Source organism: Streptomyces sp. NPDC032091, from assembly GCF_055580265.1.
Window position 1 is genome coordinate 22,842 of sequence record NZ_JBVILR010000009.1, and the last position, 16,775, is coordinate 39,616.

Genomic DNA, 16,775 nt, shown 5'->3' on the forward strand with positions numbered 1-16,775 from the left:
CCCGTGAGGCATCACCTGAATACACGACGATGAATCCGGGGGATCCGCGATGCACCGACAGAGAGCCACCATCCGCGCGTTCGGCCTCGCCGCCGCCCTCGCGTTCGCCGCCGCCGGCTGCGGGCCGCAGCACGCCGGTTCCGCTCCCGCGGCGTCCTCCGGGCCGGTCGCGCCGTCCTCGGCCTCTCCGTCCGGGCCGGACGACAAGCCGGGCGCCTCCTCGCCCGCGCCGTCGCCGACGGAGTCCGCGTCCCCCTCGTCCTCGTCCTCGCCGCCGGCCTCGCCGTCGCGGTCCGCGGCCCCCGCGGTGAAGCCGGTCATGGCCAACGGTGACGAGAACGACCAGGTGCGCGAGCTCCAGGCCCGGCTGCGGCAGCTGGACCTGATGCCGGGCGCGCCCACCGGGTTCTACGGTTCCAAGACCACCGCCGCCGTGAAGGCGTTCCAGTCCCGGCACGGGCTCGACGCGACCGGTGCGGTGGACGAGGCCACCTGGCGCAAGATCCAGGACCTCAGCAGGAAGCCGACGGAGGAGGAGCTGCGCCCGCCGACCACCAACGAGGTGGCCGCCCCGGACCCGCGCTGCCTGCAGGGCCGGGTCCTGTGCATCAGCAAGGAGAGCCGCACCCTCGCCTGGATGATCGACGGCAAGGTGGTCTCGTCGATGGACGTGCGCTTCGGCTCGGAGAACACGCCGACCCGCGAGGGCCTGTTCCAGGTGGAGTGGAAGGCGAAGGACTGGACGTCGACGATCTACCACACGCCGATGCCGTACTCGATGTTCTTCAGTCAGGGCCAGGCGGTGCACTACTCGGCCGACTTCGCGGCCCGCGGCTACGCCGGCGCCTCGCACGGCTGCGTGAACGTCCGGGACAAGGCGAAGCTGTCGGCGCTGTTCGACCAGGTGAAGGTCGGCGACAAGGTCGTCGTCTACTGGTGACCGTGATTCGGTCGACCGACCGGCCGGAGCCGTGGGAGAGAGAGGGCGCGGGCAGGGCCGGGGGAACGTGCCCCGCCCGCGCCGGGTGCGCAGAGCCCAGGGGTACGGGGGGAACCCCGGCTCTCGCGCGGCCGATGACCAGTCGGCTCGCTCTGTACTGCGTCGGCGGGTCGAAAAGTGTTACTGCCCCGCGTACGGGGGTCCGTCAGCGGGTGCGGAAGCCCAGCGGGCCGCCCGGGTTCGCGGCCGGTGAGGGGGTGAGGACGCTGCCGGGGTCGACGGTGCCGCCCTGCGGGGTGCCCGAGCGGGGCGCGTCCAGCAGGGTCGCGCAGAAGCGCGGGACCTTCGCGACGCCGCCGGCGATCAGGGCGAGGTACTTCTTGCGGTCCTCGCCCAGCTTGTTCGCCCGGTGGTCCCGGCACAGTTCCTCGGGGCGGTTCTTCGCCTGGAGGTCACGGTCCTTGTCCGCGCCGCCGTTCACGTTGCCGTTCCCGTTGTCGTTGCCGGTCCCGCCGTTCTTGTCGGTGAACGTGTTGCGGGTGCCGTCCGTGCCCGCCGCGCCGCCGCCCCCGGTGCCCGGGCTCGTCACCGCGCCCGGCGGCAGCGACAGGCTGGGAGCCGCGTCCAGGGGGGTGCGGGCCAGCCCGTCCGGCGGCAGCGAGAAGCCGGGGCCGAGCGAGGCGAGGCCGCCGCTGCCCTCGGGAGTGGGCCGCAGCTGGGGCAGGGGGGTGGGTCCGGCCGTCTCGCCGGCCGGCGTGCGGTCCGAGTCGGCGCTGACCGAGACGGCGGGCGCGGGGCCCGCGGTGAGGTGCACGGCCCGGTCCAGCAGGCCGGCGCCGGCGACGGCGGCGATCCCGCCGACCGCGACCCCGGCCAGCGCGGCCGCCAGCCCCAGTCGGGCGGGGGTGCCGTAACGCCGCTGCGCGGGGATCCGTACGACGGGTATCGGGGCCAGGTCGATCACGGGCTCGCCGGGGACTCCGCAGCGGTCCGCCCCGCCGTCCGCCCCGCCGTCCGCCGCGGTCCGTGCCGTGGCGGCCGCGGCGGCGGACGCCGCGGCGGACCGCTGCGCGTGCGCCGTGCGGAACGCGGCCAGGGCCGCGGCCTCGCCGGGCAGCTCGCCCCGGTCGGCGCACGACGGGGTCAGGGAGTCGAGGGCGGCGCGCAGCCGGGCGGCCTCTTCGCGGGCGCGCGGGTCGGCGCCCGGGCCGGCCGGACCTGCGGCCCGTCCGCGCAGCAGCTCTTCCGCCGTGGCTCCGTCCAGCCACGCCTTGTGCTCGTCGGCCATCACATGTCCTTCTGCGTCCGCCAACGTGAATGCGTCACACCGGTTTGTTCCACCAGGTCCTTGGCCCGTGCCCGCTGCGCCGGTACGGCGTCGAGGTCCCGGTCCCGCGCGGGGTCTCCGGCATTATGGCCGACCCGCCCGCGCGCCTCGGCGCCGTCGGCGGGGCCGGATTCGGCGCCCAGCAGTTCGGCGAGCTTCTTCAGCCCGCGGTGCGCCGCCGTGCGGACCGCGCCGGGCCGCTTGCCCAGCGTCTCGGCCGCGCTCTTGGCGTCGAGCCCGACGACCACCCGCAGGACGACGGCCTCGGCCTGGTCCTGCGGGAGCTGGGCTATCAGCGCCATGGTGCGGCCCGTGGACAGGGCCTCCATGGCCTCGCCGTAGGTGTCGGAGTCCGCGGCCCGGCCCGTCAGCTCGGTCTCGTCACCGCCGACGGCGGGCCGGCGGCCGCGCATGCGGATGTGGTCGAGGGCCCGGTTGCGGGCGATGCGTGCCGCCCAGCCGCGGAAGCGGTCGGCGTCTCCCGTGAAGGATGCGAGGTCGCGGGCGATCTGCAGCCAGGCCTCGGAGGTCACGTCTTCCGCGTCGCCGTCTCCGACGAGCGTGCGTACGTATCCGAGCAGGCGCGGGTGCACGGCGCGGTACACAGTCCGGAACGCGCTCTCGTCGCCGTCCTGTGCCGCGAGCACCGCGGCGGTCAGCTCCGCGTCGTCCCCCAGCAAAGTCCCCAACCCGTTCGACGTCCTGTACGTGTGGCGCAAATCCGCACGTTACGGCTTTCACGTACCTCTCGTCCACGCGTTGTACAACCAGCAACCAAGCCTGCGCGGAGCGAGGTGTGACAGAAAACGCACTCCGGGCGCTGACACAGATACGGGCTTGTCGCACGAGCCCGTGACGGATGGCGGCCGGGGCCTCTCCTGTGGGGGGTGGCGGCCTCGGCCGCCCTCCCCTCCCTTCGGCCGGTTCAATCCGGCCCTGGTGTCATCCTTTCGGCTCACTTCCGGGTGAAATCCCCTGATGGATACACCACCCCGTCTCCGAGATCGCTAGCGTGGCGGTACACCCGCGCCGCGCCCCGAGGAGAACTCCGCTGTCCAGCCCCTTCCCGGCACAGGCCCGCGGCCCGCTCTCCGTTCCGGGCGCCGGGCTGGTGCGGTTCAACTCGCTGCCGGCCGAGCACGCCCGGACGGCCCTGCTGCACTGCTGCGGCAGCGGCCGCTGGGCCCAGCGCGTCGCCGACCACCGCCCCTACCCGGACGGCGCCTCCCTGCTGGCGGCCGCCGACGAGGCCGCGTACGACATGTCCCAGGGCGACCTCACCGAGGCGCTGGCCCGGGAGTCCTCGGCGGAACTGGGCCACGGCGCGCCCTACGCCGCGCTGCTGGCGCTGGACGCGGCCCGGGCGGAGTACGAGCGCACCTTCGGGCACGCCTTCGTCGTCTGCCTGGACGGCCATCCGCCGGAGGAGCAGGTAAGCCAGCTGCTCGCCGCGATCCGCCGCAGGATGGGTCACGAGATCGACGAGGAGCGCTCGATCGCGGCGGACGAACTGCGGATGGTCGCCCGCTCCCGGCTGCTGCGCCTGCTCGGCCGGCTGGCGGGATCCGCCGGCCCCGGGCACGGCACCGGCCCCGACGACGGCCTGCCGTCGGCCGATTTCGGGCTATTCGCCCCTGTGGGATAGGCCGTCCGTGCCTGTTTGATCACACCAGTGGACCCCGGGCGAGGGAACCGACGAAGCGTCGCTACGATGTCCGGGGCCGGTGGACCGTACCCGGCCGGGCCCGACCGACAAAGAAGCCGGCTGGCCCCCGCCCCGCTTCCGGAGGGTTTTCCGTGCCGGCTGGAACGTTGTACCGCGGCCGGGAAGGAATGTGGTCCTGGGTGGCTCATCGAGTCACCGGCGTCCTCATTTTCTTCTTCCTGTTCGTACACGTCCTCGACACCGCACTCGTCCGCGTCTCCCCTGAGGCGTACGACGATGTCGTGGCTACCTACAAGACTCCGATCGTCGCGCTGCTGGAGTACGGCCTCGTGGCCGCCATCCTCTTCCACGCGCTCAACGGTCTCCGTGTCATCGCCGTGGACTTCTGGTCCAAGGGCCCCCGCTACCAGAAGCAGATGCTCTGGACCGTCGTGGGCGTCTGGATCGTGACGATGGCCTTCGCCGTCCTCCCGGTCCTCGGCCACGCCTACCGCGTTCTGTTCGGGGAGTGACACGCATGTCTTCTGACACTTCTTCCGCCCAGGCGATCGGTTCCGTAGAGGGCGTGTCCCTCTACGACACCGACAACCCGGCGCCCTACATCGAGGCCCCGCGCAAGCGGACCGGCAAGACGCCGCGCTCGACCCGCGGCAACTTCGAGATGGCCGCGTGGCTCTTCATGCGCCTCTCGGGCATCGTGCTGGTCGTCCTCGTCATCGGCCACCTGCTGATCCAGCTGGTGCTGGACGGCGGCGTCTCGAAGGTCGGCTTCGCCTTCGTCGCCGGCCGCTGGGCTTCCCCGTTCTGGCAGGTCTGGGACCTGCTGATGCTGTGGCTGGCCATGCTGCACGGCGCCAACGGTCTGCGTACCGTGATCAACGACTACGCGGAGCGCGCCAACACGCGGCTGTGGCTCAAGGGCCTGCTCTACACCGCCACGGTGTTCACCATCCTTCTGGGCACGCTGGTGATCTTCACCTTCGACCCGAACATCCGCTAGGCAACGGGGCTGAGGCGAAACAGATGAAGATCCACAAGTACGACACCGTGATCGTCGGCGCCGGTGGCGCGGGCATGCGCGCCGCCATCGAGGCGACGAAGCGCAGCCGCACCGCCGTGCTGACGAAGCTCTACCCGACCCGCTCCCACACGGGCGCCGCGCAGGGCGGCATGGCCGCCGCGCTGGCCAACGTGGAGGACGACAACTGGGAGTGGCACACCTTCGACACGGTCAAGGGCGGTGACTACCTGGTCGACCAGGACGCCGCCGAGATCCTGGCGAAGGAGGCCATCGACGCGGTCCTCGACCTGGAGAAGATGGGCCTGCCGTTCAACCGCACCCCGGACGGCACCATCGACCAGCGCCGCTTCGGCGGTCACTCCCGCAACCACGGCGAGGCGCCGGTCCGCCGGTCCTGCTACGCCGCGGACCGCACCGGCCACATGATCCTCCAGACGCTGTACCAGAACTGCGTCAAGGAGGGCGTGGAGTTCTTCAACGAGTTCTACGTCCTGGACCAGCTGCTGGTCGAGGTCGACGGCGTGAAGAAGTCCGCGGGCGTGGTCGCGTACGAGCTCGCCACCGGCGAGATCCACGTGTTCCAGGCCAAGGCGGTCATCTACGCCTCCGGCGGCACCGGCAAGTTCTTCAAGGTGACCTCCAACGCGCACACCCTGACGGGTGACGGCCAGGCGGCCTGCTACCGCCGCGGCCTGCCGCTGGAGGACATGGAGTTCTTCCAGTTCCACCCGACGGGCATCTGGCGCATGGGCATCCTGCTGACGGAGGGCGCCCGTGGTGAGGGCGGCATCCTCCGCAACAAGGACGGCGAGCGCTTCATGGAGAAGTACGCGCCGGTCATGAAGGACCTCGCGTCCCGTGACGTCGTCTCGCGCTCCATCTACACCGAGATCCGCGAGGGCCGCGGCTGCGGCCCCGCCGGTGACCACGTGTACCTGGACCTGACGCACCTCCCGCCGGAGCAGCTGGACGCGAAGCTCCCGGACATCACGGAGTTCGCGCGCACCTACCTCGGCATCGAGCCCTACACGGACCCGATCCCGATCCAGCCCACCGCGCACTACGCCATGGGCGGCATCCCGACCAACGTCGAGGGTGAGGTCCTGGCGGACAACACCACCGTCGTCCCGGGCCTGTACGCGGCCGGCGAGGTCGCGTGCGTGTCGGTGCACGGCGCCAACCGCCTGGGCACCAACTCGCTGCTGGACATCAACGTCTTCGGCAAGCGCTCCGGCATCGCGGCGGCCGAGTACGCGGCGAAGCACGACTACGTCGAGCTGCCGGAGAACCCGGCGCAGCAGGTGGCCGACCTGGTCGAGCACCTGCGCAACTCCACGGGCACGGAGCGGGTCGCCGACCTGCGCCTGGAGCTCCAGGAGACGATGGACGCGTGCGTGATGGTGTTCCGTACGGAGCAGACCATCAAGACCGCGGTCGAGAAGATCGCCGAGCTGCGCGAGCGCTACAAGAACGTGTCCGTCCAGGACAAGGGCAAGCGCTTCAACACGGACCTGCTGGAGGCCATCGAGCTGGGCAACCTGCTCGACCTGGCCGAGGTCATGGCCGTGTCCGCCCTGGCGCGCAAGGAGTCCCGCGGCGGTCACTACCGCGAGGACTACCCGAACCGCGACGACGTCAACTTCATGCGCCACACCATGGCGTACCGCGAGGTCGGCGCCGACGGCAAGGACTCCGTCCGCCTGGACTACAAGCCCGTCGTCGTCACCCGCTACCAGCCGATGGAGCGTAAGTACTGATGGCCACCCCGACCCTGGACAAGATGGAGGCGGCGGCCGCCGCCTCGCCGTACATCACGGTCACGTTCCGGATCCGCCGCTACAACCCCGAGGTCTCGGCCGAGGCGGAGTGGCAGGACTTCCAGATCGAGATCGACCCGAAGGAGCGCGTGCTCGACGGTCTCCACAAGATCAAGTGGGACCTCGACGGCACGCTGACCTTCCGCCGCTCGTGCGCGCACGGCATCTGCGGCTCGGACGCGATGCGGATCAACGGCAAGAACAGGCTCGCCTGCAAGACGCTGATCAAGGACATCAACCCGGAGAAGCCCATCACGGTCGAGGCCATCAAGGGCCTCACGGTGATGAAGGACCTCGTGGTCGACATGGAGCCCTTCTTCCAGGCGTACCGGGACGTCATGCCGTTCCTGGTCACCAAGGGCAACGAGCCGACGCGCGAGCGCCTGCAGTCCGCCGAGGACCGCGAGCGCTTCGACGACACCACGAAGTGCATCCTGTGCGCGGCGTGCACGTCCTCGTGCCCGGTGTTCTGGAACGACGGCCAGTACTTCGGCCCGGCGGCGATCGTCAACGCCCACCGCTTCATCTTCGACTCGCGTGACGAGGCCGGCGAGCAGCGGCTGGAGATCCTGAACGACAAGGACGGCGTGTGGCGCTGCCGCACGACCTTCAACTGCACCGACGCGTGCCCGCGTGGCATCGAGGTCACGAAGGCGATCCAGGAAGTCAAGCGTGCGCTGATCACGCGCCGCTTCTGACCTTCCGGCCCTTCCGGTTCGCGCCCGCGGCCCGTACCCCTTCCCGGGGTGCGGGCCGCGGGCGTACTCGGGGTCGGGTCAGGGCCGGGTGGGGGTGCTCCCCCATGGTCCGGTGGACGAGACCGGTCTGGCGAAGCTGATGGCCCCCGGGGCCGAGGCGAACGGCACGATGGTGCGGGTGACCGGCCCCGGCACGCGGTGGGTGAAGGCGGTGGGCCCCGTCTCCCAGGATCCGGAGGCCTCCTTCCGGATCGGCAGCATGACGAAGATGTTCACGTCCACGGTGGTGCTCCAGCTGGTCGCCGAGGGGCGTCTCGGCCTGGACACCCCGATCGCCGAGGTCCTGCCCGACGTCGTTCCGGCGGCCTGGCACCCGATCACCGTCGGACAGCTGCTGAGCCACACGAGCGGTCTGGGCAGGCCCTGCGGGGAGCTGAAGGACGGGACGGGTCTGACCCCGGAGCGGGTCGTGGCGGCCTGGACGAAGGAGGGCTGTCCCGCGCCGGAGTACCCCGTCACCCGCCAGCAGTACAACGGCGGCAACTACTTCCTGCTCGGTCTGGCCGTGGAGAGGGTCACCGGCCGCTCCTACGCCGACGAGGTCCAGCGCCGCATCGCCCGCCCGCTGGGCCTGCACCACACCTACGTGCCCCGGCCCGGGGACGCCTCCATGCCCACCCCGTCGCTGGCGGCGCCGACCCCGCAGGAGCCGTGGGCCTGGGCCGAGGGCGGCATGATCTCCAACGCCCCCGATGTGGAGCGGTTCATGAAGGCCCTGCTGGGCGGCCGGCTGCTGCCGCCGGCCGAGCAGGCGCGGCTGACCGAGCTGCCGGAGCTCGCCCGGACGGCCCGGCTGCCGTTCAGCGCGGCCGGCCTGATGACCACCCGCCTGTCGGACGGCACCCCGGTGTGGGGCAAGACCGGCAGCATGGCCCAGTACACCAGCGGGGCCTTCGCCACCGCCGACGGCCGCCGGGTCGTCACGTACTCCTACCTGCCGACGCCGGAGCTGACCTCGGACCAGGCCGTCGTGCGCGCCACCGCCCTCGTGGAAGCGGCACTCTGACCGTCACTCCCCCGGACGGTCCGGCGCGCCCGGGCCGGGGGGCGGGGCTAGCCTGCGGGGAAGGGTGGGGAAGCGGTTCGAGCTGCTGGAGGCACCCGTGCGCCGTCGTTTCGTGAAGCCCGTGCCGCTGTTGCTCCCGTTGGTGCTCGGGGCCTCGTTGTTGTCCGGCTGCGGGACCCCCTCGGCCGCCGGGGACGAGGCGGACTGCCCGGCCGGGCAGGTCTCCCGGGGCGGTGTCTGCCTGGCCGGGGACGCCGCCGCCTTCGCGCAGGCGCAGGTACGGGGATCGTTGGCGAAGTTCAAGCTCACGGCGTCCATGGCCGAGGTGTGGACCGGGGGCGAGCGGGTCGTCTCCGTGGCCGCCGGGGAGTCCATGACCGGGATCCCCGCCACCCCCGACATGCGGTTCCGCAACGGGGCCGTCGTGATCCCGTACCTGACGACCGCGCTGCTCAAGCTGGTGGACGAGGGGCGGGTGTCGCTCGACGACAGCATCTCCCGGTGGCGTCCCGACCTGCCGCACGCGGACGCGATCACGCTGCGGATGCTGGCCGCCACCACCTCCGGGTACTCCGACTACGTCCGGGACCCGAAGTTCCTCGCCGCCCTGTACGAGAACCCGTTCCGGCACTGGACGTCCGAGGAGCTCGTCCGGATGTCGGTGGACAAGCCGCTGGTGCGGGCGCCGGGCTCGGGTTTCGCGTACTCGCACGCCAACTGGCAGATCCTCGGCGACATCATCGGCAAGGTGCGGGGCCGGCCGCTGGCCGAGGTGATGCGCGAGGAGATCATCGGGCCGCTGGGGCTGAGCGGAACCTCGAACCCCTCCACCGCCGAGATCCCCGCGCCGGTGCTGCACGCTTTCGACAACGAGCGCAAGGTGTTCGAGGACTCCACGTACTGGGACCCGTCGTGGACGATCGCCCCGGGGGCGGTGATGACGTCCACGATGGCGGACCTGGCCAAGTCCTTCGCGGCGATCGGCGAGGGGAAGCTGCTGAGCCCGGAGTCCCACAAGGCTCAGCTGACGCCGGTCTCGACGGTCGAGCCGGGGACCTCGTACGCCCTGGGGCTGGCCGTGCAGGGCGACTGGATCCTGCAGAACCCGTCCTTCGCCGGGTACGCGGCGACGGTGGCCTACCTGCCGGCGAAGAAGCTGGCGATCGCCACGGTGAGCACCCAGGGCAAGGGCAGCACCGTCCAGAACGCGAGCACGGACGTGCTCGTGGCCCTGGCGAACCACCTCGCGCCCGACCACCCGCTGGGGCTGCGCAAGTCCGGGTGAGGATTCCCCGACCCCAAGGCTTGAACGTGTTCAAAAGTCGGTCTACAGTCGGAGACGTCAGCGCTTGAACACGTTCAAAGGGGCTGGGGCAATGGACCTCACCGTGGTCGCGTACGTCATCTACCTGCTCGTCAGCATCGGGCTCACCGTCTGGGTGGCCCGCACCCTCAGCCGCAACGGGCGGATCTTCATCGCCGACGTGCTCCAGGGCAACGAGAAGCTCGCCGAGGCCGTCAACCACCTCCTGGTGGTCGGGTTCTACCTGGTCAACATCGGCTTCGTGACCCTCTACCTGCGCTCGACCGACACGATCCTGGAGGCCCGCGGGCTGTTCGAGGCCCTGTCGGTGAAGCTCGGCGTCGTCCTGCTGGTGCTCGGTGCCATGCACCTGGGCAACGTATGGGTGCTGAGCCGGATGCGCCGCCGCGGGATCATGGAGCGGCACGCCGCGCAGCTGCCGCCGGTTCCGCCCGTCGCCCCGCAGGGGTGGATCACTCCGGCCGGGGCCTGAGCCATGGCCGAGCAGCCGCCCGTCCGGTACCTGACCGTCCTCTACGACCGCGACTGCCCGGTGTGCGCGCACATCCGGGACTGGCTGGGCCGGCAGCGCCAGCTGGTCCCGCTGCGGCTGGTGCCGGCCGCGTCCGCCCAGGCCCGGCGGCGGTTCCCGAAGCTCGCCCACGCCCAGACCCTCCGCGAGATCACCGTGGTCGGGGACCAGGGGCAGGTGTGGCGCGGGACGGACGCCTTCATCATGTGCCTGTGGGCGCTGGCCGAGCACCGGGCCCGGGCCGCCTGGCTGGCCACCCCGGCCGGCCGGCCCTTCGCCAAGGCCGCGATGCACACGGCCGCCGCCGTCCGGCACGCGGTCCGGACCAAGTCCGAAGCGGAGCCCGGGGAAGCGGCCTGTGACGACCAGTGCCCGGCGCCCCGATAAGGTCGGACACCGTGACAGATCAGAAGGCTCCCAAGAGCGAGCAGACCCGCACGCTCATCCTCGAAACCGCACTCCGGCTGTTCCAGGAACGCGGGTTCGACAAGACGACCATGCGGGCCATCGCCAAGGAGGCGGGGGTCTCGGTCGGCAACGCGTACTACTACTACGAGTCCAAGGAACACCTCGTCCAGGGTTTCTACGACCGGATCAGCGCGGCGCACCAGGCCGCGGTCCGGCCGATCCTGGACCGGGAGACCGACCTCCAGAAGCGGCTCGGCGGGGTACTGACGAGCTGGCTGGACATCGCGGCGCCGTACCACGAGTTCGCCTCCCAGTTCTTCAAGAACGCGGCGGACCCGGAGAGTCCGCTCAGCCCCTTCTCCGCGGAATCGGAACCGGCGCGCCAGGCGGCCATCGACATCCACCGCGAGGTGCTGGCCGGGACGAAGACCAAGGTGCCGGCCGAGCTGGCGGACGTGCTGCCGGAGCTGATGTGGCTCTCGCAGATGGGCCTGGTCCTGTACTGGGTCTTCGACCGCTCGCCGGAGAGCGAGAAGTCCCGGCGGCTCGCCGAGCGGGGGGCGCAGCTGACCACGCGGGGCATCCTCCTGGCGCGGTTCCGGGTGCTGCGGCCGCTGGTGCGCGAACTCCACGAGCTGTTCGCGGACTTCCTGCCGGGCATGGCCCAGACGGCGGCCGCCAAGGGCGGCAGGCGCGCCTCGGACCCGCACCCCGACGAGGACTGAGCGGCCGGGCGGCAGGCTCAGCCGCCCAGGACCAGGAGGGTGGCGACCGCCGGGCCGAAGGCGCCGCCGAGCTGGTAGCAGAGGGTGAACAGGCCGATGGCGCTCGGCCGGTGGGCCTCGTCCGGGGCGGAGGCCACGGCGTGGGTCGACAGGACGGCGTTGGCGGCGCTGGCGGTGAACACGCCCACCCCGGTGGCCGCCACCAGCAGCGCGCCGGAGGAGGCGAGGATGCCGGTGAGCGCGGCGGCGGCCCCGGCCGCGACGAGGACCGTACGGACGGCCGCGCGGCCCATCCGCGCCGAGGCGGCGGCGAGCAGCCAGGACAGCGCGGATCCGGCGAGGAGCGCGACCAGCTGCCAGGCCCCGGCGGAGGCGGCGTCCCATCCGGCGCGGTCGGCGAGCAGGCGGGGGACCGAGAAGAGCAGGGTGAAGTAGGAGGCCGACAGGGCCAGCGCGAGCAGCGCCGAGATCACGAACACGGGCCGGCGCAGCAGCGTGGCGGGTACGAACCCGTCCGGGTGGCGGCGGACGTGCAGGGCGAGCAGGACGGCGGCGACGAGGGCGGCGCCCAGGGCGGCGAGCGGCTGGGTCGGCAGCAGTACGAGGGCGGTGGCCAGCCCCGTCAGCAGGGCGGCGCCGCGTGCGTCGAAGCGGCCCGCGGGGGCGGGGGCGCGGTCTGCGGCCCGGCGCAGGACGACGGGTACGGCCAGCAGGGAGACGGCCTGGACGGCGAGCGCGAGCCGCCAGGAGGCGCCGTCCGCGAGGGTCCGGCCGAGCAGCGGACCGGACGCGCCGAGCATGCCGAAGCCGGCGCTGATGACGCCCATCCGGCGGGCGGAGCCGGCGAGGCTCATCGCCGCCGCCACGAGTCCGGCGCCGCCGGCGGCCTGGGCGCAGCGCCCGAGGAGGGTGAGCGGGAGCCAGGGGGAGGCGGCGACGAGCAGGGTACCGGCCAGGACGAGGACGGTGGCCAGCCGGAGCACCGCGGTCAGGCCCCGGCGGCGCAGGAGTCCGGCGATCAGCGGGGTGCCGACGGCCATGGCCCAGCCGAAGGCGGTGAGCAGCCAGGCGGCGGCGGCGTTGTCCACCCCGAGGGAGCGGGCCATGTCCGGGAGGATCAGCACCGGCGCGTTGGCTCCGGCGGCGATGGGCGTGGCCAGCAGGGCGAGCCAGAGGACCGGGACGGGGCCGCGGGCGGCGCCCTGGGCCGGCGCGGTGCTCCCCGGAGTCCTGCTGGTGGTGGTGACCGTCATGGGTGACCCATCCCCTTCACATCTCAACCTTGACCATCTCAACGTTGAGATAAAAACAGCGAGACCCCTTCAACGTCAAGTGTCTTAACGTTGAGGTATTCTCGGGCCATGGAGAAGGCAGACGGAGAACGCGACATGGTGGCCGGGGTCGTCACCCAGTGGGAGCAGGCGCGCCCCGACCTCACGGAGGCCCTGTGGCCCGTCGAGGTCCTGGCCAGGATCCAGCGCATGACCCGGATCGTCGACAAGTACCTGAAGGCGTTCACCGCCGAACACGGCCTGGAGGTGGGCGAGTTCGACGTCCTACTCAGCCTGCGCCGGTCAGGGCCGCCGTACGCGCTGACCGCCGGGGCGCTGATGCCCGCGGCGATGGTGACCTCGGGCGCGATCACCAACCGGATCGACCGCCTGGAGGCCAAGGGCCTGGTCGAGCGGGTCCGCGACGGGGCCGACCGCCGCTCGGTGCGCATCCGCCTGACGGAGGAGGGCCACGCGCTGGCCGACTCCGTCATGGAGGACCACCTGGACCACTACGCGCGCCTGCTGGCCCCGCTGGACCGCGCGGAGTGCGACGCCCTGGCCACCGCCCTGCGCACCCTCCTGGTGGCCCACGGGGACACCGTCGGGCCGGCTACAGCCAGTTGAGCTCCCACAGGCGCCACACGCCCGTGCCGTCGGAGAGGTACTGCAGGCCGGTGACCGCCTCGCGGGACAGGACGTAGTCCTTCTTCTGCCAGATCGGCAGCAGCGGGATCTGCTGGGAGACCACGCGCTGGAGCTCGTGGAAGTCGTTGGAGGCCTCGCCGCGGTCCTGGAAGGACTGGGTGCGGGTGATGAGGTCCTCGACGGTCTTGTCGGAGAAGCCGTCGTTCATACTGGAGTCCTTGCCGACCAGCGGGGCGAGGAAGTTGTCCGCGTCCGGGAAGTCGGCGATCCAGCCGATGGTGTAGGCGTCGAACTCGCCCGCCGCGTAGGCCTTCTGGAAGTCCTCCCAGGCCTCCACCGGCTTGACCTTCAGCTGGAACAGGCCGGTGGACTCCAGCTGCCGCTTGATCTCGTCGGCCTCGGCCAGGTTCGCGCCGCGCGTGTTGACCCCGAGGGTCACGGACACCGGCAGCGGGACCCCCGCGTCGGCCAGGAGCTTGCGGGCGGTCGCGCCGTTGGGCGCGGGCCAGGTGTCGAAGAACGGCGTGCTGTGCCCGGCGATGCCCGCGGGGACCAGGGAGTAGAGCGGGGTGACCGTGCCCTTGTAGACCTCCCCGGCGATCTTGGACCGGTCCAGCGCGGCGGCCATGGCCTGGCGCACGGCCGGCTTCTGGACCGTGGAGCCGGGGCGGACGTTGAAGACGATGTGACGGGTCTCCGTGCCGCCGGAGGCCTGGTAGCGGGTGTCCTTCAGCCCCGGGTTGAGGCCCGCGAGCACCGCCGGGGGCATGTCGCGGTGCGCGACCTCGATCTGGTGGTCCTTCCACGCCTGGTCCAGCTGGGCCGAGTCCTTGAAGTACCGGACGGTGACCGCGGACTTGGCGGGCTTGGCCTGCCCCTTGTACGCCGGGTTGGGCTTGAGCTCGGCGCTCGTGCGGGCCTTGTAGCCGGTCAGGGTGAACGGGCCCGAGCCGTCGGCCTTGCCGTCCGCGCGCAGCGCCTTGGCCGGGTACCGCTCCTTGTCCACGATGGAGGCGGCGCCCGTCGCGATCTTGAAGGGGAAGGTGGCGTCGGGGGCGGTGAGGTTGAAGGTGACGCTGCGGCCCTCGGCCTTCACCGACGCCAGGGTGTTGAAGAGCGGGGCCGGACCCTGGTCGGAGTTGATCTGCTTGATGCGGTCGAAGGAGAACTTCACGTCCTCGGCCGTGATCGGGCGGCCGCCGCTGAAGGTGAGGTCGGAGCGGAGCTCGCACCGGTAGGTGGTCAGCTTCTGCCCGACGAAGGCGCAGGCGGACGCGGCGTCCGGGACCGGGGTGTCGGCGCCGGGCTTGATGGTCAGCAGCGACTGGAAGACGTTGCTGTAGAGGGCCCAGGAGCCGGCGTCGTAGGCGCCGGCCGGGTCCAGGGCCGAGACGGTGTCGGTGGTCCCGATCCGGATCGCGCCGTGGCCCTCGCCGCCCAGGGGCAGCAGCTGCCAGGCGGCCACGCCGCCGGCGGCGGCGAGGACCAGACCGACCGCGAGCACCTTCGTGCGGGCAGACCCCATCGCCATCCCCAGCCCCTTGAATCCCCGTCATGCGAACCGCCCATCCGACTATCGGACGAACGTCGGCCACCCAATCATGGAAATCCGGCCACGGGAAGGGGCGATTTGTCCCGGTGGTAGAACGTCAGGTGTGGTATGAGGCGAGTTCGACGACCGTGATGTCGGACGGCGCGCCGACCCGGACCGGCGGCCCCCAGGCGCCCGCGCCCCGGGACACGTACAGCTGCGTGTCCCCGTACCGCTCCAGGCCCGCGACGGTCGGGTTGGCGAGTTCGGCGAGGTAGTTGCCGGGCCAGAGCTGGCCGCCGTGGGTGTGGCCGGAGAGCTGGAGGTCCACGCCGTGGCGGACGGCGTCGTGGATCACGACGGGCTGGTGGGCGAGGAGGACGGAGGCGCGGGAGCGGTCGCGGTCGCCGAGCGCGGCCTGGAAGTCGGGGCCCTCGCCCTCCTTCTCCCCCTGCACGTCGTTGACCCCGGCGAGGTCGAAGTGGGGCAGCTCGCGGCGGGCGTTCTCCAGGGGGGTCAGCCCGAGTTCGCGGACGTGGTCGACCCACTGCCGGGCGCCGGAGAAGTACTCGTGGTTGCCGGTGACGAAGAAGCTGCCGTGGCGGGCCCGGAGCTCGCGCAGGGGTTCGGCGGCGGGGCCGAGGTCGTGGACGCTGCCGTCGACGAGGTCCCCGACGACGGCGATGAGGTCGGGCTGGGTGCGGTTGACGGCGTCGACGACGCGCCGGGTGTGGGCCCGGCCGAGGATCGGGCCGAGGTGGACGTCGCTGACGACGGCGATCCGGAATCCGTGCGCGGCGCGGGGCAGCCGGGCGAGCGGCACCCGCACCCGCTTGACGCGCGGCCCGCGCAGCACCCCGTACGTCCCGGTCCCGACGGTCAGCCCGGCGGCGGCGACGGCGGCCCCGCCGAGGGTCCGCGCGACGAACACCCTGCGGGTGACCCCGGCGGCGTCGGGGGCGGCGGGACCGGGGCCGGGTGCGTCGGCCCCGGACCCCGCCGGCTCCGCCGCGGGGTCGACGGCGGGCGCGGGTCCCGCCGCCGGAGCGGGGACGGCGCCCGGCACCGGGCGTCGCGCACCGGCGTCCCGCTTCAGCCGGCGGAGCCACACGCGGCGGAACGGTTCGGCGACCAGCATCGCCAGCGTCAGGTACAGCAGCACCGCGAGCCACATGAAGCCCGGCCAGGCCACCAGCCGCTGGAGCCAGAACGGGGCGCCGGCGCGGCCCGCGACCAGGGCGGCCAGGGACAGCAGCGGCAGCGCGAAGGCCAGGACCGTCCCGGCGCGGCGCGCGGGGCCGCCCGCGCGGGTGGTGTCGCGGACCAGTCGTCCCCACAGCCACCGATGGACCATCCCCAGCAGCGCCAGGACCGCGACGACCGCCACAATCACCACAAACACGGTCATCGTGATGCGCGTCGCAGTACGAGGACGCTGCGCAACCCGATCACACCGACGGCCGTCCCCAGGAGGAAGGACGTCACCGCGAGCAGCAGGTGGACCCAGAAGTAGGCCGTGGGCCTGCCGTCATCGAAAGCCAGACCGCTGGCGTCATTGAAGAGGTTCTTGACGAACGTGGACCAGATCACCCAGGACCAAGCTCCGAACGCTGCGAGGAACCAGGACGCGGTGCGGCTGAGTTTCATGCCCCCAGTATCGGATTCGTCCCCAGGACGGACGCGGCGGGGTGGGCCGTACCGGGGGTGGTTCGCCCCGGTTGGCCGGTCCGCGACGCCGGGCAGCTCATCGGGATGTACGTTCACCTGCGTGTCTGCCAAAAAGACCGCTCTGACGGTCCTTTCCGCCGCGCTGCTGGTTCCG

Annotated in this window: 18 protein-coding genes; 12 read left to right on the plus strand and 6 right to left on the minus strand. The window is 72.0% G+C overall.

The window, feature by feature from the left end; translation table 11 throughout:
- Positions 1 to 49 precede the first annotated feature (49 nt).
- Entirely contained in the window at positions 50 to 940 is an 891-nt protein-coding gene (locus tag ACZ5NJ_RS16505; RefSeq protein ID WP_468765583.1) for a L,D-transpeptidase family protein, read from the plus strand.
- A gap of 205 nt (positions 941 to 1,145) precedes the next feature.
- Here the strand turns inward: ACZ5NJ_RS16505 and ACZ5NJ_RS16510 are convergent, their stop codons facing one another.
- Entirely contained in the window at positions 1,146 to 2,228 is a 1,083-nt protein-coding gene (locus ACZ5NJ_RS16510) for a hypothetical protein (protein WP_468765584.1), read from the minus strand.
- Positions 2,228 to 2,947: an RNA polymerase sigma factor gene (locus tag ACZ5NJ_RS16515; RefSeq protein ID WP_468765931.1), complete on the minus strand. Its 720-nt coding sequence runs from the start codon at positions 2,945 to 2,947 to the stop codon at positions 2,228 to 2,230. Before ACZ5NJ_RS16515 ends, ACZ5NJ_RS16510 begins: the two co-directional genes overlap by 1 nt.
- Before the next feature lie 332 nt (positions 2,948 to 3,279).
- Between ACZ5NJ_RS16515 and ACZ5NJ_RS16520 the strand changes: the two genes are divergently transcribed.
- The 10 genes from ACZ5NJ_RS16520 (at position 3,280) to ACZ5NJ_RS16565 (ending at position 11,503) form a co-directional block, all read left to right on the plus strand.
- Positions 3,280 to 3,912 carry a 2-oxo-4-hydroxy-4-carboxy-5-ureidoimidazoline decarboxylase gene (locus ACZ5NJ_RS16520; RefSeq protein ID WP_468765585.1) on the plus strand — a complete coding sequence of 211 codons (633 nt, stop codon included), beginning with the start codon at positions 3,280 to 3,282 and terminating at the stop codon, positions 3,910 to 3,912.
- A 152-nt stretch (positions 3,913 to 4,064) separates the two neighbouring features.
- Positions 4,065 to 4,445 carry a succinate dehydrogenase, cytochrome b556 subunit gene (sdhC, locus tag ACZ5NJ_RS16525; protein ID WP_468765586.1) on the plus strand — a complete coding sequence of 127 codons (381 nt, stop codon included), beginning with the start codon at positions 4,065 to 4,067 and terminating at the stop codon, positions 4,443 to 4,445.
- 5 nt (positions 4,446 to 4,450) lie between these two features.
- Positions 4,451 to 4,933, plus strand: coding sequence for a succinate dehydrogenase hydrophobic membrane anchor subunit (locus tag ACZ5NJ_RS16530; protein ID WP_079429408.1), 483 nt, complete (start codon positions 4,451 to 4,453; stop codon positions 4,931 to 4,933).
- A gap of 23 nt (positions 4,934 to 4,956) precedes the next feature.
- Complete coding sequence (gene sdhA, locus ACZ5NJ_RS16535) at positions 4,957 to 6,711, plus strand: succinate dehydrogenase flavoprotein subunit (RefSeq protein WP_389616357.1); 1,755 nt, start codon at positions 4,957 to 4,959, stop codon at positions 6,709 to 6,711.
- Complete coding sequence (locus ACZ5NJ_RS16540; RefSeq protein ID WP_007266035.1) at positions 6,711 to 7,469, plus strand: succinate dehydrogenase iron-sulfur subunit; 759 nt, start codon at positions 6,711 to 6,713, stop codon at positions 7,467 to 7,469. The genes sdhA and ACZ5NJ_RS16540 overlap by 1 nt, the downstream gene beginning before the upstream one ends.
- Positions 7,470 to 7,581: 112 nt before the next feature.
- The gene (locus ACZ5NJ_RS16545; protein WP_468765587.1) at positions 7,582 to 8,535 is read left to right on the plus strand and encodes a serine hydrolase domain-containing protein; all 954 of its coding nucleotides are present in this window, start codon (positions 7,582 to 7,584) and stop codon (positions 8,533 to 8,535) included.
- A 64-nt stretch (positions 8,536 to 8,599) separates the two neighbouring features.
- Positions 8,600 to 9,820 (plus strand): serine hydrolase domain-containing protein, encoded by a 1,221-nt coding sequence (locus tag ACZ5NJ_RS16550; RefSeq protein WP_468765588.1) that lies wholly within the window; start codon positions 8,600 to 8,602, stop codon positions 9,818 to 9,820.
- Positions 9,821 to 9,911: 91 nt separating this feature from the next.
- Entirely contained in the window at positions 9,912 to 10,331 is a 420-nt protein-coding gene (locus ACZ5NJ_RS16555) for a hypothetical protein (protein ID WP_468765589.1), read from the plus strand.
- Between the two features lie 3 nt (positions 10,332 to 10,334).
- Positions 10,335 to 10,757 carry a thiol-disulfide oxidoreductase DCC family protein gene (locus ACZ5NJ_RS16560; protein ID WP_468765590.1) on the plus strand — a complete coding sequence of 141 codons (423 nt, stop codon included), beginning with the start codon at positions 10,335 to 10,337 and terminating at the stop codon, positions 10,755 to 10,757.
- An 11-nt stretch (positions 10,758 to 10,768) separates the two neighbouring features.
- Complete coding sequence (locus ACZ5NJ_RS16565) at positions 10,769 to 11,503, plus strand: TetR/AcrR family transcriptional regulator (RefSeq protein WP_468765591.1); 735 nt, start codon at positions 10,769 to 10,771, stop codon at positions 11,501 to 11,503.
- Positions 11,504 to 11,520: 17 nt separating this feature from the next.
- Here ACZ5NJ_RS16565 and ACZ5NJ_RS16570 read toward each other — a convergent pair whose 3' ends face one another.
- Complete coding sequence (locus tag ACZ5NJ_RS16570; protein ID WP_468765592.1) at positions 11,521 to 12,756, minus strand: MFS transporter; 1,236 nt, start codon at positions 12,754 to 12,756, stop codon at positions 11,521 to 11,523.
- Between the two features lie 108 nt (positions 12,757 to 12,864).
- Here ACZ5NJ_RS16570 and ACZ5NJ_RS16575 point away from each other — a divergent pair, with 108 nt between their 5' ends.
- A complete protein-coding gene (locus ACZ5NJ_RS16575) occupies positions 12,865 to 13,401 on the plus strand; it encodes a MarR family winged helix-turn-helix transcriptional regulator (protein WP_468765593.1) in 537 nt (178 codons plus the stop codon).
- Here ACZ5NJ_RS16575 and ACZ5NJ_RS16580 read toward each other — a convergent pair.
- The 3 genes from ACZ5NJ_RS16580 to ACZ5NJ_RS16590 all read right to left on the minus strand — a co-directional run bounded on the left by ACZ5NJ_RS16580 (position 13,388) and on the right by ACZ5NJ_RS16590 (position 16,600).
- Positions 13,388 to 14,947, minus strand: coding sequence for an ABC transporter substrate-binding protein (locus tag ACZ5NJ_RS16580; protein ID WP_468765933.1), 1,560 nt, complete (start codon positions 14,945 to 14,947; stop codon positions 13,388 to 13,390). The two genes, ACZ5NJ_RS16575 and ACZ5NJ_RS16580, sit on opposite strands and share 14 nt — an antisense overlap.
- 124 nt (positions 14,948 to 15,071) lie before the next feature.
- Entirely contained in the window at positions 15,072 to 16,361 is a 1,290-nt protein-coding gene (locus tag ACZ5NJ_RS16585; RefSeq protein WP_468765594.1) for a metallophosphoesterase, read from the minus strand.
- Positions 16,358 to 16,600: an SCO4848 family membrane protein gene (locus ACZ5NJ_RS16590; protein WP_403897251.1), complete on the minus strand. Its 243-nt coding sequence runs from the start codon at positions 16,598 to 16,600 to the stop codon at positions 16,358 to 16,360. The genes ACZ5NJ_RS16585 and ACZ5NJ_RS16590 overlap by 4 nt, the downstream gene beginning before the upstream one ends.
- Between the last annotated feature and the right edge of the window lie 175 nt (positions 16,601 to 16,775).

Bases quoted from the DNA above. Each gene is read 5' to 3' on its own strand.
- ACZ5NJ_RS16505 (WP_468765583.1), top strand. From the start codon at position 50: ATGCACCGACAGAGAGCCACCATCCGCGCGTTCGGCCTCGCCGCCGCC.
- ACZ5NJ_RS16510 (WP_468765584.1), bottom strand. From the start codon at position 2,228: ATGGCCGACGAGCACAAGGCGTGGCTGGACGGAGCCACGGCGGAAGAG.
- sdhA (WP_389616357.1), top strand. From the start codon at position 4,957: ATGAAGATCCACAAGTACGACACCGTGATCGTCGGCGCCGGTGGCGCG.
- ACZ5NJ_RS16570 (WP_468765592.1), bottom strand. From the start codon at position 12,756: ATGACGGTCACCACCACCAGCAGGACTCCGGGGAGCACCGCGCCGGCC.
- ACZ5NJ_RS16585 (WP_468765594.1), bottom strand. From the start codon at position 16,361: ATGACCGTGTTTGTGGTGATTGTGGCGGTCGTCGCGGTCCTGGCGCTG.
- ACZ5NJ_RS16540 (WP_007266035.1), top strand. From the start codon at position 6,711: ATGGCCACCCCGACCCTGGACAAGATGGAGGCGGCGGCCGCCGCCTCG.
- ACZ5NJ_RS16590 (WP_403897251.1), bottom strand. From the start codon at position 16,600: ATGAAACTCAGCCGCACCGCGTCCTGGTTCCTCGCAGCGTTCGGAGCT.
- ACZ5NJ_RS16530 (WP_079429408.1), top strand. From the start codon at position 4,451: ATGTCTTCTGACACTTCTTCCGCCCAGGCGATCGGTTCCGTAGAGGGC.
- ACZ5NJ_RS16580 (WP_468765933.1), bottom strand. From the start codon at position 14,947: ATGGGGTCTGCCCGCACGAAGGTGCTCGCGGTCGGTCTGGTCCTCGCC.
- ACZ5NJ_RS16555 (WP_468765589.1), top strand. From the start codon at position 9,912: ATGGACCTCACCGTGGTCGCGTACGTCATCTACCTGCTCGTCAGCATC.
- ACZ5NJ_RS16575 (WP_468765593.1), top strand. From the start codon at position 12,865: ATGGAGAAGGCAGACGGAGAACGCGACATGGTGGCCGGGGTCGTCACC.
- ACZ5NJ_RS16560 (WP_468765590.1), top strand. From the start codon at position 10,335: ATGGCCGAGCAGCCGCCCGTCCGGTACCTGACCGTCCTCTACGACCGC.